The sequence below is a fragment of the Richelia intracellularis HH01 genome, from assembly GCF_000350105.1.
GTDB classification, from domain to species: Bacteria; Cyanobacteriota; Cyanobacteriia; order Cyanobacteriales; family Nostocaceae; genus Richelia; species Richelia intracellularis.
Map to the genome: position 1 here is coordinate 35,445 of NZ_CAIY01000027.1, position 16,534 is coordinate 51,978.

General features: G+C 34.6%; 7 protein-coding genes and 1 pseudogene. 4 read left to right on the forward strand and 4 right to left on the reverse strand.

Features of this window, described 5'->3' with window-relative positions; all coding sequences use genetic code 11:
* The first annotated feature begins 74 nt into the window (after positions 1 to 74).
* Complete coding sequence (gene purQ, locus RINTHH_RS01945) at positions 75 to 749, forward strand: phosphoribosylformylglycinamidine synthase subunit PurQ (protein WP_008232267.1); 675 nt, start codon at positions 75 to 77, stop codon at positions 747 to 749.
* A gap of 666 nt (positions 750 to 1,415) precedes the next feature.
* On the opposite strand, the gene glgB is transcribed toward purQ, so the two are convergent.
* The 3 genes and pseudogenes from glgB to RINTHH_RS10950 all read right to left on the reverse strand — a co-directional run bounded on the left by glgB (position 1,416) and on the right by RINTHH_RS10950 (position 5,541).
* Entirely contained in the window at positions 1,416 to 3,722 is a 2,307-nt protein-coding gene (gene glgB / locus RINTHH_RS01950) for a 1,4-alpha-glucan branching enzyme (RefSeq protein ID WP_008232270.1), read from the reverse strand.
* A gap of 1,149 nt (positions 3,723 to 4,871) precedes the next feature.
* Positions 4,872 to 5,128: pseudogene (locus tag RINTHH_RS01955) on the reverse strand (glutathione S-transferase).
* A gap of 239 nt (positions 5,129 to 5,367) precedes the next feature.
* On the reverse strand, positions 5,368 to 5,541 hold the full coding sequence (locus tag RINTHH_RS10950; protein WP_196794870.1) for a hypothetical protein: 174 nt from the start codon (positions 5,539 to 5,541) through the stop codon (positions 5,368 to 5,370).
* Positions 5,542 to 6,037: 496 nt separating this feature from the next.
* On the opposite strand from RINTHH_RS10950, the gene RINTHH_RS10085 reads away from it, so the two are divergent.
* The 3 genes from RINTHH_RS10085 to RINTHH_RS01970 all read left to right on the forward strand — a co-directional run bounded on the left by RINTHH_RS10085 (position 6,038) and on the right by RINTHH_RS01970 (position 11,395).
* Entirely contained in the window at positions 6,038 to 6,643 is a 606-nt protein-coding gene (locus RINTHH_RS10085; RefSeq protein ID WP_008232274.1) for a hypothetical protein, read from the forward strand.
* A 463-nt stretch (positions 6,644 to 7,106) separates the two neighbouring features.
* Positions 7,107 to 8,951, forward strand: coding sequence for a peptidoglycan D,D-transpeptidase FtsI family protein (locus RINTHH_RS01965; RefSeq protein WP_044304400.1), 1,845 nt, complete (start codon positions 7,107 to 7,109; stop codon positions 8,949 to 8,951).
* 182 nt (positions 8,952 to 9,133) lie between these two features.
* Entirely contained in the window at positions 9,134 to 11,395 is a 2,262-nt protein-coding gene (locus RINTHH_RS01970; protein WP_044304401.1) for an APC family permease, read from the forward strand.
* 1,092 nt (positions 11,396 to 12,487) lie between these two features.
* Here RINTHH_RS01970 and RINTHH_RS01975 read toward each other — a convergent pair.
* Positions 12,488 to 13,771 (reverse strand): pentapeptide repeat-containing protein, encoded by a 1,284-nt coding sequence (locus RINTHH_RS01975; RefSeq protein WP_008232277.1) that lies wholly within the window; start codon positions 13,769 to 13,771, stop codon positions 12,488 to 12,490.
* Positions 13,772 to 16,534: the final 2,763 nt, after the last annotated feature.

A 16,534-nucleotide genomic window follows, 5' to 3' on the forward strand; every position in this document is an offset into this window, starting at 1 on the left:
TCCATAACTATTTCTAGGAATACCTACTGAAGTCTAAATGATTAGTATTACTAATTTACAAGGAAAAGTTAAAAATGATATTTGGAGTGGTTGTTTTTCCCGGTTCTAATTGTGATCGTGATGTTGCCTATGTAACCCGAGATATAATGGGTCAACCAACTCGCATGATTTGGCATCAAGAGACTGATATTACTGAGATTGATGTAATTGTGCTTCCTGGAGGTTTTAGCTATGGGGACTATTTACGTTGTGGTGCAATCGCTCGTTTTTCTCCAATAATGCAACAAGTTATAGAACATGCTAATCAAGGCAAGTTAGTTATTGGTATTTGCAATGGTTTTCAAGTATTGACCGAGGCTCATTTACTACCAGGCATACTAGTGAAAAATCGTGACACGCATTTTATTTGTGATCGTCTTCCACTAAAAGTGGAACGAAATGATTTACCTTGGACTCAATTGTATGCTCAGGATGAGATAATTACTTTGCCGGTCGCCCATGGAGAAGGGCAATTTTTTGCTAGTGAACAAACCTTGACAGAAATTGAGGGAAATAACCAAGTATTATTTCGTTATGTTGGTAACAATCCTAATGGTTCTCAAAATCGTATTGCTGGTATCTGTAATCGTCAGGGTAATGTCTTAGGAATGATGCCTCACCCAGAAAGGTCTGCTGATAATCTTGTGGGTGGCACCTATGGTTTGAAATTATTTCAGGGCTTATTAGAGTCAGTTACCATTAGAACTTAGAGGTTTCCTAACCGGAAGAAGACAAGGAACAGAAGTGAATAACATTTACTTATCTTGTGGGAACTAGTTGTGGGAAAATTTATTGGAGATAAAAAAACTATGCCAATCATCTCATCTTTATGATAGGGGGAATTATAGCAAGGTATAAAACTTCTCTGGTGCTTTTTTAAAAAACTTATACTAATCAGTTATTTGATATTATCCCAATAAGCAAAACAAAAGGATAATCTGCCATCTAAATAATTTTTGAGCAATGGCAAGCAATTGGTTTGTTCAAACCTCAAACCCGCTTATATAATCCAATGACGAAAATTCATAGTCCATTTCATTAGTTATGAAGGGTTTTTCGTCAAAGCCACTTATCTGTCCTGGCACTTATTAGGCAAAGAATTATGTTCACATCCTCTGTCATACGGACAAGTCTTCAGATAAAACACTTTATGCTAATCATTCCAACAAAATGTGGGAAAATTTATTCATGAATGGCTAAACGCTGACTATGCGCCTGCGTCTGCCTGGTTTAGCTGCAGAATTAAATTGTTGGAGACCAGGTTCAAATGAAACTAATAAATTTTTGATGAATTGATTAGTTTTCCCTCTTGTTTACACAGAGGGTGACTGCATTTACAAACAAGGTAATCACTTATCAGGAAATCTTAAATTAATTTATTCCTCTGAGGCTTGTAATCCTGTGCTTATATCTGAATCTAACTTGAGAATTAATACTCCCAAAGGTGGTAAACAGAAATCTAGGGAATATGGTAGATTGTGAAATGGCCAATTATCAGTCCATTTACCGCCCAAGTTACCCATATTAGCACCACCATAATGACGGGCATCACTATTGAAAACCTCACTGTAAAAGCCTGGTTTGGGTACACCAATACGGTAGTGTGAATGGGGCTGAGGTGTAAAGTTACATACAACAATTACAAAACTGTCATCGTCCTTGCTTCTACGGATAAAGGACACTACACTGTGGCTATTATCGCTGCAATCAATCCACTCAAAACCTTCCTTTACAAAGTCTTGGGAGTATAGAGCTGGCTCGCTATGATAGAGATGATTCAAATCAGTGAAAAATCTTTTTAATTGCTCATGTGAATCATGTTGCAATAAATGTGAATCTAAATCACTCCAAACATTCCACTCATTCCATTGCCCAAACTCCATACCCATAAACATGGTTTTCTTTCCAGGATGTGTAAACATATAAGCAAATAAGCATCGCACATTAGCAAACTTTTGCCACTTATCCCCAGGCATTTTACCAATGATATTACTCTTACCATGTACTACCTCATCATGAGAAAGAGCTAACATGAAGTTTTCGCTATGATGGTACCACATACTAAAGGTAATGTTGTTGTGATGGAATTGACGAAACCAGGGATCCATGCTGAAGTAGTCCAACACATCATGCATCCAACCCATATTCCACTTTAAGTTAAAACCTAAACCACCAGTATAAGTAGGCCAGGATACCATAGGCCAAGATGTAGAGTCTTCCGCGATGGAAAGGATACCGGGAAAATAACTAAATATAAGGTGGTTAAACTGACGCAAAAACTCTACTGCCTCTAAGTTTTCTCTACCACCATATTTGTTAGGTAGCCATTCCCCTTCCTTACGACAGTAGTCTAGATAAAGCATGGAGGCTACAGCATCAACCCGAATACCATCAATATGATATTTATCAAACCAGAAGAGGGCATTAGATATCAAGAAATTACGTACCTCATGGCGGGAATAATTGAATACTAAAGTTCCCCATTCCTTGTGCTCTCCTTTACGGGGGTCTGCATGTTCATACAGATGAGTACCGTCAAAAAAGGCTAAACCATGCCCATCTTTGGGGAAATGGCCAGGAACCCAATCTATAATTACCCCAATGTTTTGTTGGTGACATTGGTCAATGAAATACATAAACTCTTCAGGACTACCATAACGTGATGTAGGAGCAAAGTAGCCTGTAACTTGATAACCCCAGGAACCGTCAAAAGGATGTTCTGCAATAGGTAGGAGTTCAACGTGAGTATATCCCATTTCCTTAACATAGGGAATGAGCTTATCTACAAATTCCGGATAAGTAAGAAAACGAGCTGCAGTATTTAATTCAGAAACTGGTACGACTGTCTCCACTCCTTCATTAGGCAATTTAGATCTCTTGTCACTGCTAGCATTAGCATGTAACCAGGAACCTAAATGAAGCTCGTAAACAGAAATAGGTTGTGTAAGAGGGTCAGTATGACGGCGTTTTTCCATCCACTGATCATCCTGCCAGGAGTAAGAATTTAAGTTACTAACTATAGATGCTGTTTTTGGTCGTACTTCTTGTTGAAAGCCGTAGGGATCTGATTTTTCGTAAATATGACCTTTATTATTTTTGATTTCGTACTTGTAATGTTCTCCTATACCAAGAGAAGGAATAAATAGTTCCCAAATCCCTGTCGCTCCCCTACGCATTTGGTGTTTGCGCCCATCCCACTGATTGAAATTACCTAGTATGGAAACATTGCGTGCATTAGGTGCCCAAACAGCAAAATAAACTCCTTTTATATTATCTATTTCAAGGGGGTGTGCTCCTAGTTTTTCATAAATGCGATGGTGATTACCTTCGCTAAACAAGTGTAAATCAAATTCTGTCAAACGACCTGGACGGAAAGCATAGGGGTCATAAATAACTCGTTCTTGTTGCCCTTCCTTAATTCGTAATTGATAATTATTAATCTCTTTAGTTTCAATAGTACATTCAAAAAAGTGAGGATTATGAATAGCTTGCATTGGATATTCTTGGCGATCCTCTGGTAAAACTACCCATGTTGCAGTAGCATTTGGTAGGTAAGCCCTAACTGCCCAGACAGTTTTATCATTCTCTTTTAAGAGATGGGAACCAAGAATTTCAAAAGGATCGTGGTGCTGATTCCAAACAATACGATTGACCTGCTCAGAATCAATTGTGGTTATAGACATATAGAGACCTACATTATATTAAAGTGATTAAGTAAATTTGGTTTTCCTAATCATGTTGATACTTGTACAATTGATATATAGTATCCAATATCTATTTACAAAATTCGTGATTTTCGCAATCCTAACTCTATTAAGGTTTATAAGAAATTATTAGGCCATGTTCAGCAATGATTTGAAAAAATAAAATGGAAGAAAATATGTATTCCATACAAAACAAATGTTGCCAGAATCGTATTGAATTCTCTTCTAGACAACTTTGAATAATTAGCGGTAGCTGGGTAAGGGAATAGTTGGTTAATTGTAATAAAAGTAATATCCATGTGTTAAGGGTTCAAAACTGGCAAGTTTATTTCCACATTTGAATACAATACCAAAACTGAAAACATCAAGATTCAAATTTAAGAGGTTATTGGTAAGAGTATGTAAAACATAGTTAACTATTGTTTTCATAAGCTTGGTCTATAGTTGTTAAACAAAGTTATTGATAGCAATAGAAGCTGCTCAGAAAAGAGCGTAGTTTTGAAAACTTTTGCTATATTGCATTTATTTCCCTATTAATACCTATTGAGATAATTCCGATGTTTGAGTTCTGCCGGAAATACTACAAATAAAACTATAAATTATACATTTGGCATTCTACTAATTTAACTAGCTATTTTATAGAATTGAGTCTTAAACTTATTCAATATTACCAAAAACTTATACAGGTGAAAAATATTTCATTAACTCGGCCAGTGAAAATTATTCCTATACTGTAATAGTCTGTAGAAAAATTATTTTGAGCTGTTACTAGGAGACAACTACACATCTGTAAAACTTTATTAAATCTTTTAGTACGGAATCACTCAAACTCCATAAAATACAAGACTAAATACTAGGGTGATGTTGTATTTAGTCTGGTATTTAGTCTGATAATTAACGTATTTGAATTATTGGATAATTTGGCTTTAAAATTGATCTGAGTAACTCTAAAAAATCCCTATTATCAAGTCATATTTCATTTTATATCCCTTATTAGGATAAACTGTTTAGTTATCTTATTAGACTTTCGGATTATCAAAAAAATGCGCATCAATACTTAGATAAGCGTGGAATTATTCAGTTACAAAAATGCATTTTGCTGACATTTTTCCTCTTGCCAATAACGTATTATATATCTAGGAAAGGAAATATTCTAATTAATAATTTCCGCAAGCGCAATAAAAAATAGTTTCCCGAACCTTTGTATCAAGTTTGGGTGTTGGTGCTATTTGCAATGTGGATTGTAATTCTGCATACTCAGCAGGTGTGAGGAGTTCACCATCAACAGGTGATCTTGCAGAAGTAATGATTTCTGTCCGTAATATTTCTTCGGGGGTATCAGCTATAGGTGGTAATGCCACAGCAAATTTTCCGAGAATTATCATTAATGCACAGACAATAGTTATATTTATATAGGTAATGTATTTGGTTGGTATCACCATGATTAGAGATTAAAAATCGCAGGTAATTACTCAATAGGACTACCTGCGAATAATTTATGAATAGATTTATTTGAGAATTTTAAAACGGCTTCATTCTAACCAGTCTGCAAATTACATTTCCATCGAATATTTAGTGGGAAGCAGTTGCAAATACTACTTTTACACCAAATATATTTAGGAAATTAGGGGCTATTAGTGGTGTCAGTATCAGGAGCGGGCTTACCAGTATCAGCAGGTTCGCTAGTTTTTTCAGGGCTAGGACTTTTTGTATTCTTAGGAGTGTTGGTATTCTCACAAGCTCCCAAGGCAACAGCCACAGTCAATGCGAGTGCAAAGCCTAATATTCTAATTTTCATAACTCCTCTTTCACCTTATAAAATGGGAAAATGTTTAGTCTGTTGAATAAGATACCTTAATTTACTGCTTTTTCTAAAGTATTTCAACTCTCATTTTTTTGAGCATTCTTTTCAGTTCAGCTTTTGAGGAGTTGGTCATAATATACACATATTAGGATTAAGAAGGGTGAAAACTCTATAAAATAATTATCAATTTACTAAAGTTAATGGATTATCCAGAAACATTATAGAAATTGAGACATCACTTATCTATGTTTGTTTGTTCCTTATTATAGCTGTTCATAAAAATTATTGTTACATATACAGGATATATTATCCCCAAGTTTATGACTTGTACTTGGTAAATAATACCAAACATTATTAAGCCTTAGTAGGCTTGATATCAAGCATTTGTTAGCTCTTATATTTAACCTTTATACTTAACATCAAAATAATTATGACTGCTCAACAACATTTCAATCCCATAATAGGGTTTAGTAAACGGAGGAAGAACTTTATGCCATTGAATAATAAAAAGTCAGATAATCTACCATCTTATTCAGAATATGCCCATAGTGGTTATTCTCATAGCCAAGCATTATCAGCTTCTAGACCACATAATTTAAGTGGAAAAAGCCGAATCATCAAACCACCAGGGCCAAAACTACGGTCATCCAGAATCAAGTCCCAAATTCTAGAAAATAATTACCCAGAAATTGCATCTCTTCCTCAAGTATCCTCCTCTCAAACAGCAACTCCTTCATGGTTAATACACCTGTACACTCTATATCATTGTTCTTATGCAATTACTTTTTTATTAGCAGTAATAGTTCTCGTAATTTATGGTTGGACTGTACATTCTCAAAAACTTTGGGGCCAAAGTTACCGCAAAATACAAAAGTTACAACGGGATGAACGACAGTTAATGAAAACTAACGAGGTGCTAAAGAATAAAATGGCTCAAGAGTCGGAAAAGCCTAATATAGGACTTTTTTCTCCCACTACTAATAAGACAATTTTTCTGCCGAAAGAACTATGGGAGCAAAAACAAACTTTAGATGACAATAGTAAACCTACCCAGACCCAGAATCAGCCTAGAGCCCCATTCTCATTAGGTTATTAGCTTCATACTTTCTATAAATACAAAATATTACGTCATGATTACATGATTTAGATTATTTCTGTGGATATTGAAGAAAGTAGAAGTTGAAAAGCAGAAGGTGGGTTATTATTCCCATCTTAAAATATGTGCTGTTAAGTTTTCCTTGGTTTTTATAGGGAAGATAAGGCTAAGAGTTTTTTCTCAAAATCATTAATATTGCCTAATATTACACATAATTAAGGGGAAAATTTAGTGTAAGAACCATATAAAAAATGAAGAAGAAAAATAAAACTCTACTATCCCTTTTTCTATTTCTTCAGGGTTAGGGGCTTGGTTATATGGCTTTTCATTCCATAACCTCTAACTTATAAAACCTAAAATCAATCACAACTTGATACTTGAAAATACCTGCCAAGGTATTGATATATGCTTTTGGATGTCCATCTTGATATTGATAACTAGATCAAGAAAAAATGTGATTTTTATGCGCAAATCATCTACTAAAGCAACGAAAATTAACTTAATTGCTAAGACACTTATAGAAAAACAAAGGTCAGGATTACGTAATATACGTATTTTTTTCGATTCAGATGTTCCAGAATTAACTGCAAATATGAAGACCAGACTATTCTTAGTTTGGGGATTATTGGTTTTATCTGGATTAGGGCTGGCAGTAAATTTATATAATTTACAAATTATTAGGGGACCAGAGTTAAGAAGAAAGGCACGAAATCAACAGATGGTTGGAATACGGCCTTTTATCCCCCGTCGTCCGGTATTAGACCGCAATTTGCAAATAGTAGCAGTTGATAACCCAGTTTACGCTTTCTATGTTCATCCTAAATTATTTACAAAATCCAAGAGATATATAGCTCAGTGCTTAGCTCCAGTTCTTAACCAGGATGCTAGGGATTTAGAGAGAAAGTTTCTAAAAAAAAGAAGTGGTATTCTAATCGCGACTAATCTCCCCGAGGAAATTGCTCATCAAGTAATGAATCTACGTTTAAATGGCTTGGACCTAACAAAAAAATATGCTCGATTTTATCCACAACAGGATCTATTTGCCGAAGTTGTTGGATTTGTAAACTTAGACCGCCGGGGTCAAGCAGGAGTAGAATACAGTCAGGAGAAGTTACTGGAACGTTCAAGTGAAACTTTACGTATTAGTAGAAAAGGTAATGGTCTATTAATGCCCGATCATGCTCCCCAAGGATTTCTCCATGCCGATAGTTTACGATTACAATTAACCATAGATAGTCGTTTGCAAAGATCTGCCCGTTCTGCTTTAACAGCACAAGTGAAGAAGTTTAATGCTAAAAGGGGAGCAGTGATTGTAATGGATGCCTGGGATGGTTCAATTTTAGCAATGACTTCCCACCCAACCTACAACCCAAATGAATATTCCAAAGCAGACATATCCCTATTCAGAAATTGGACAGTAGCTGATCTATACGAACCGGGTTCTACTTTTAAGCCAATAAATGTGGCAATTGCTCTAGAAGCAGGTGCAGTTCAAGCAGATGATATTTTGAATGATTCCGGGGCTATCCGAGTGGGTAAGCATACGATTAGAAATGCTGCTCACAAGGGCTATGGCAACATCAACATAGGGGAAATTATCAAGTACTCCAGTAATGTTGGAATGGTGAAAATTATCCAGAAGTTAGATCCTTCTAATTACTTTGCTTGGTTAGAACGTATAGGATTCGGACAAAAAGTAGAAATAGATTTGCCATTTGCTGTTGCTAGCCAACTGAAAAATAAAGAGGAATTTATTAACTCTCCCATAGAACCAGCAACTACTTCCTTTGGTCAAGGGTTTTCCATTACTCCCCTACAATTAGTACAAATGCATGGTGCGTTGGCTAATGGAGGGAAATTAGTTATCCCACATGTGGTAAGAGGGCTATTTGATAGTAGAGGACAAATGCACGATGCTCCAAATTTACCAAAACCACGGCAAATTTTTTCCCCTGTTATTACCCAAAAAGTTTTGGAAATGATGGAAACTGTGGTCACTGATATTAATGGTACTGGTAAGGCTGCAAAGATACCTAGGTACAGAATAGCAGGCAAAACTGGTACAGCACAAAAAGCTAGTAAGTCTGGTGGTTACCAGAGAAATGCTAAAGTCACAAGTTTTGTGGGCATAATACCAGTAGAATTACCTCGTTATGTGGTTCTAGCTATAGTAGACGAACCTAAAGGTAAAAATGCTTATGGCGGAACAGTTGCTGCACCTATTGTTAAGTTGGTAATGGAAGCACTTATTTCCCTAGAAAAAATTCCTCCCAGCCAACCAGTTAACCAGGAAGAAGGTAAGGGTTAATTTACATGACTATCCTGGATACCGAAATTGCAGCAATACTTATTACAAGTAATCAAGATTCTTAATCAGAGGCTTTAGCCTTAAAGAATGACCCAAATTAACTACGTACAAATTCATCAAAGAGTTGGTAATTCTAACGAGTAGAATCATATTTCTTTGATGTCATTAATAACTAAGTCATTATGAAGTTTCGATCACAACAGCATTTACCCCATGATCCCAGACCTCAAAACTCAAAATCAGCAGGTAAATCTTTAGGCACTGAGAGTAATCAAAAGATTGGACTGGGGACGTTCGATGGAGTTTATACGCCCTCAATCCTAACAATTCTAGGTGTAATTATGTATTTGCGGTTTGGTTGGGTAGTAGGAAATGTTGGATTATTAGGCACTTTGGCAATAGTTACACTAGCAACATCTATTACCTTTCTGACTGCTTTATCCGTATGTGCAATTGCAACTGATAGGTTGGTGCGAGTAGGTGGTGCTTATTACATGATTAGTCGCTGTCTAGGAATTGAAGTAGGGGGAGCCGTGGGAATTTCTCTTTACTTTGCCCAAACATTATCAATTGCTTTGTACACTATTGGTTTTGCTGAAAGTGTGGTCCAAACATTTAGTAATTGGAATCAAACTTATGTAGCTTTAATTACAACCATTTTAGTAGCAATTTTAGCTTTGACTTCTGCTCAAATAGCAGTCAAGGCACAATACTTAACTATGGGAGCAATTGTTCTTTCCCTATTATGTTTATTGTGCGGTCCAAGTTTACCAGATATAAAACCCCAAGGTTGGGATATTCCTGCTAATGGAGAATCTTTTTGGGCTGTTTTTGCGGTTTTTTTCCCTGCTGTTACTGGTATCATGTCAGGCGTGAACATGTCAGGTGACTTACGCAATCCTAGCCGTTCAATTCCCATGGGAACCTTAGGTGCGGTTGGTACGGGATATGTAGTTTACATGATTGTGCCATTAATTATTGCTATGCGTGCTGATACAGCTACTCTGCTGAGTGAGCCCCTGGTCATGAAAATGATGTCACTATGGCAACCAGCAATTTTGATGGGTATGTGGGGAGCAACTCTATCAAGTGCTTTGGGAAGTATTCTAGCTGCACCAAGGGTCTTGCAGGCATTGGCAAGAGACGGGATTTTCTCTCCTTGGATGTCTTTTTTAGGAAGAGGTAGTGGCATAAATGACGAACCTCGACTGGGGACTTGGATAACTCTGAGTATAGCAATTGCTGCTGTGTTTATTGGTGACTTAAGTATTATTGCTCCTGTGCTTACAATGTTTTTCCTCACTACATACCTGGTTTTAAATATTTCTGCCAGTATAGAGGGATTCCTGGAAAGTTCTTCTTTTCGACCGAGTTTTAAAGTCCCTTGGATATTATCCTTATTGGGAGCAATTGGTTGTTTATGGGTAATGTTATTAATTAATTCGGTTGCTACGGTAATTGTAGGTATAGTTGTCCTAGTTATATATTTTTTACTGAAAAAAAGAGAACTTACTACAACTTGGGGAGATGTACGTCGGGGAATTTGGATGGCATTGCTACGTGAAGGTATTCATCAAATTGACAGTGCAGAAGACAGAAAAAATTGGCGGCCGAATGTATTGGTATTTTCGGGCTCTCCTAGTAAACGCTGGTCTTTAATTCAACTAGCAAATGCTCTGACTCATAAACGAGGGTTTATTACTGTCTCCAGCGTATTACCCAGTGGTTCTAGAGATTTGGCACGGCAAAGCGATTTGGAGAATGTAATCAGGGAGCATCTAAAAAAGCAACAAGTACAAGCGTTGGTAAGGGTTGTAACTGCGCCAGATCCCTTCAAGGGAATGTTACAATTGGTAGAAGCCTATGGATTAGGAAATCTTGTACCCAACACCATTTTACTCGGGGACAGCGAAGATATAACCAGACGTGACAGCTATTGCAATATGATTGCTCAACTTCACTATGCTAAGCGTAGTGTTATCATCTTACGAGAGCATCCTAAGTATGTATTTGGATCATATAGCCGCATAGATGTATGGTGGGGTGGAATGCAGGCTAATGGTAGTTTAATGTTATTATTGGCACACCTTCTTCGTTGTACCATTGAGTGGCGCAATGCGAAAATTTATCTGAATTTAGTTGTTCCTAATGAATCCGGGGCACAAGATGCTAAGTCAAATCTAAATAACATGTTAACTGAATTAAGGATATCGGCCATACCATCAGTAATAGTTGCTAATAACCGCACCTTTGAAAGAATTTTAAGTGATTCATCTTCTGACGCAGATATTATTTTCTTAGGCATGGCAGCTTCCACAGGTAAGAATTTTATAGAATATTATGAACAAATACATGCCCGTACATCTGGTCTTCCTACAATTATTTATGTTATGGCAGCAGCAGATTTTGCATTTGGATCAGTCTTAACAGGAGGTGGTATATAAACTATAACTAGCTTCTATAAGGTCAATTAAATTGATAGTGAGTGTTTTGAACTTATCCAAGCTAACAACATATATGAATGTATGATGAACCAAGGGGTTTTATACAAAGAGAAAATGTAACTTAATCTACTCTGCACAAACTTATCAACTAAAGTAGGTTAACCGTATTGTTAAAATAATTAATAGCCTAATTATAGAGATAAATTAAAATTTATTTGATTAGACCACACATAAGTTACCAAACAAACTTAGTAATGTTCTAGTTTTTATAATATTCTCAACTGCTCTGAAAACGATTATGATTGGTAAAAGTTCATCAGTTATATAGGAGAACTAAGCAATTTGTTTTACATAAGTCATATTCAATTCTTAAGATACTGTTTGGTTTGTAGTGTTGGAATTTCTGCTATTGTTAGCAAGGTTGTCTTTCCTTTTGAAACAATAGGAATTTAGAGATTACATTTACCTTCTCAATTCAGGGATGGGAGGTAACAATTAGAAATAAAATATATCAGGAACTTATTTCAAGTTAAAACCTATTATTAATAATCTTTTTGCCTCATAGAATGAAATCTTGAAGTCCCCTATTATAAGACAATAATTATTACTATTTATAGGCTTGAGCCGTTATGTATATTTTTGTTTAAACTTTTGAATATGAATTAAGGGCAGCAAAAATATTGAGGTTTTAGTTGAAGTTTTTAAGATATGTTATTATCACGGAAAAGTGAATAATTAAATACCTTGCACTTTTCTCTAAAAGTGCAAGGTATTTAAGTCAAGAAGTAGAAGTGATTTCAGACAGCTCAAATTATTAGTTTTAAAGCCAATATACTAAAATGCATTTATTTTGTAATGGTTAATCTATACTGCCAATCTAAATAGCTCCGGTGGTAGTAGGTAATTAAAGACTACTAAAATAAACTCCTAGATTTGAGGAACATATTTTAGGCAAACTAATTCACCGGTGTAGAATATTATAAAAATCAATGTTTGCAATTCAACACAGGTTTCTTCAAAACTCCTCTTTTGTATTTCCCATACATACTGACATGATAAGCATTTTCAAACCAATACACTTAATCTTGTACGCTATTTACCTAAGCAGTTGGGAATACCTTCACAACCCCCAGGAATCGTACCCCTGGTTTTTTCACCACCCCAAGAACAACAATAATAACGGGCATTCTCCGACATTCTTCTTACACCACTAAAGTCTGCATTTTCCACCACTGCACCTGTATACTCACCCGTTTGATAATTTGGTATTTCAGTTTTATTACGCGGAGAAGCTGTTTTTGGGGATCCATAGAATAGATGAGTGCCATTAATATCACTACCTTTCAGATTAGTTTCATACAAAATGGTCCGGGAAAGATTTGCCCTAACTAGGTCACAATAACTAAGATTTGCCCGTACAAGATTGGCATCACTTAAATCAGTCCACCGCAAATCTGTTTCTGATAAATCTGCACCTGCTAACATAACACCTAAATCAATTACTTTTACTCCCCTGACTCTGTCTTCTGCATAACCACCAGTACCATCAAGAATTGCTCTTCCCAAATGTCCATCACGTTTTAGAGGTGTTAGCAACTTAGAACGGGAGAGAAATCTTAGAATTTTTGATTTGCCACTACTGTTAACACTACTGAGAATAGCGGAAGTACGTCCTTCCGCTAATAGACGCTCCTGAGGCAAATCTTCTAATAATCCTCCCTCATCTAAAATTAGATCAGATATACCTTGGAAGTAAGAATCAATAGTTTGTTGCTGTGTAATTATATTTTGCTGGGCTGTAAGTAGATTTTGTTGAATAGTTAGATCCTTAGAAATAATATATTGTCGCCAAGCAATATAAACAGCAATAATAGCAATCAAAATTTGCCCAAAAGCACCAACCCACTCTGCTATTGTTCCAGAAGCTTCCCAATTTACCTTACGCCCCCCAATTATTAAAAGTTGACCTATGCCAGTGAATTTGAGTAATCCTATCGTACTAATTACTATCCCTATTAGTCCGAAAGTTAACATCCATTCATGGACAGATGGCCACTCCACAGCAAAATTTTTTAGCCAAGGTAACAGTATTATTAATGACAAAAGCAACGTAGCAATTATGCCAGTTATCCCCAGGAAAAAATTATCAATTATCATCCCAGTAATTATCGTTATTATTGTTATTGCTATTAATGGTAATGCTCTGGGAATAACGTTAATGAGATTTATATTTTGTCCTCGCAGTATGCTGATAGGCTCTAGAGATCCTTTTGCAGCTATCTTATCTGTAATTGGTATATTCTTACTTAAATTATCCAAATTATTTGGATGTAAATCATTTTCCGGTAAGGAGTGAGAATTAGGTTCTATATTCATGCTGTACATTTGGGGATGTTGGGAAGTAAGTCAGTTTAAGTTGAACTTCTGCAATCTCATTTGTTTGTAATATTTATTCTAGCCTGTAATCAAAATTTTTCTATTAAATGTAGGTAATTCATTTAACTTTTAATTTTTATTATTCTGAGTGTTATATAAGTTTAGCATTGTGGAGTTCATTAGAGGATATGAAAATATGATTATGCTATATTTGGGTTAGGAAAAAACAGGTATATTTCAATAGAAGTAATATTAAATATATTTTTTCATTTATTCAGAAATATAGACATATGAAAAGATTAACAGTCCTAGAATTTATCTTGCTTAAGATAAGCAGTCTTATATACTTAACTATTGAATAGAAATTCAAGCTTAATTAGGTATAGTTTCACTATAACCACATGAACTAATAAAATGGATATAGTAGTAAAATCTAAAGAGTTGATAGGAATAATAAGCCAATTAAAGAATAAAGCTTCTTAAGCCTTATTATACTTAATATTTTTCATGTATAACCAACGAGTATCTCATGTATCCTTACCAAAAAAGAGGAAAAGTATATAGAGTTTATTTACATAGTTTCTATAGTTAGCTACTTTAAAAAAGCATCTTTTATATATAATTAGTGACCTAAATATAGGTCACTAATTATATATACTAAATTTATAAGTAAAAGTAATATTGCTTATAATTTATAGCGTTCAATTATATCCCGAAATAGTCAAACATTAATATAAATATAATACACCATCATAAAATATTTTATTATTAAATAATTGATTCTAATCTTTAAGTATAGGCATGCTTTTTGAGTTGCAATAAATCTTTAAGTATTGACATTTCTAAATTAGTTATTTGTCTATAAATTAGGGATAAATAATCCCTCTATAGTTTTAGGAATAAAGCTATAGTCATGCAACTATAAATGAAAGTGATTGTTTTCCCAAAAAGGATATTTGAGTATCCTATTGTTAGGTTTTTTACTTAGCTGGACTTTATATTTATTTAACATCACTAAAGGTATAGATAGTAGTTTTTATAAGATTTAGTATTGCTTGCTGATTTGAGAAAATCATTAAAAGCTTCAGCCAATAACTGATAGTTTTCTTAACTTTTTGCTATTTAAATTTACTCGGTCCTAAATATCCAGATTGAGAAATTTAAGGATGTCTAAACAAGTAAATTCACTGCTCATTATTCATGGAATAATTCCTCAATAAGAGCTCTATTTGGACTAAATTTACCCTTTCAATTACACGAAGATTTTTGGCAAGCTTTACTTAGAGAAAAACCACAAATCAGCGAGTATACTATAAGGTGTTAGCACCCCAATAATATTTCTATTTCTGTCTTCCGGGTTAATAAAACAAACCTCGCCTTATTAACTACTATTGTAGGAAAACTAGTATTTTTGGGAATCTATTATCACCTGTGGTCTTTGATATGTAATTTATTACTCTTCTGAATATGGAGAGAGGGAAGTACACCTTCTGTTTATGGAAAAGTACTAGAAAAACTAGAATCTTACTATGGAAGGGAAGATATCCGCTTGTATTTGATTGGTAACAGTTTCGGTGTAAACCTTACCCATGATTTTATGTTTGACTTATTTGCACACTATCACCACCCAGAATTTTGTGAAAAAAATTTTGTCAACCCTGGGCAAGGTTTTAAAGAGTAGCGGAGAAAAGCTCAAAAAATCAATTAAGATTAGGCTCTTCGTGTAGGAATGCTTCTCAATTACTCTTATTTGTCATCAGTAAACAAAAGCTTGTGGATAAGTTAAAGGTTAATCAGTTAAAATAGAAAATCTTTTATGGCGTAGATTACCTACTTAGTTTTTATACTTGCAGTTTATATGATGATCCTGATGAGATTTAGGAATATTAAGTAGATTATGTTCATAATTCTGGTAATTCACAGAATGGATATTAAAAAATAAGACTGCAATAAAAGAAGCAGCTGATTTGTTGCTGTCTAATGCTGTTGGAATTACAATTACACCCTAACTCAGGAGCCAATAATACCTAAATCAGAATACGGCAGAACTTGCATTAGTAAAAAACATATTCTCTTATCACTTTAACTAACTAGAGTGCTTTGCCACTATGAATGGTGGATTAGATATTTTTCAGCTAACCCTTAAGATGATACATAATAGTAGCCACTGCTCAATATATTTTTCCCTCTTAATGACTAATCCCCAAAGAAATTGAATTTAAGCTTTTCTATCTGTTTTTTAATTCCTAATAACTTTTGAATTTTATTCCTTAAGGTGTTTTACGTTTGTGTTACTATCTCTAAAATCTATCTACATATCAAAATACAAAATTTATTTTATCCAGGTATTCTGTTTACCCTAATTACCATTTTTTTATGTATGTATTAATAGCAACTGTTATGATTTACTACTAACTAGAACCATACTTGTCTTAAATTTCCACTTCGTATTTTATACTAAAGTTACTTTCTTTATCATCTGATTGATATTTTTTACGTGCCTGATGATTATTCTTTATCAGTAGTCTTAGCACTTACAATTTTAATATCTTACTCTGCTACTAATAGAGGATTAAATTTCATACCCGTGGTATCATTAGTTAACTCATACTAATCCTTTTAGGAAACTCATTATTGGATTATTATGAATTATTTAAAAGTAAATCCAGAGATGAAATTTTATTTAACTAGCACTTTCAAAAATAGAATATGTATATAGTAAATGGTTTTAATATAACATACATAATTTCGAATTTCTTTATA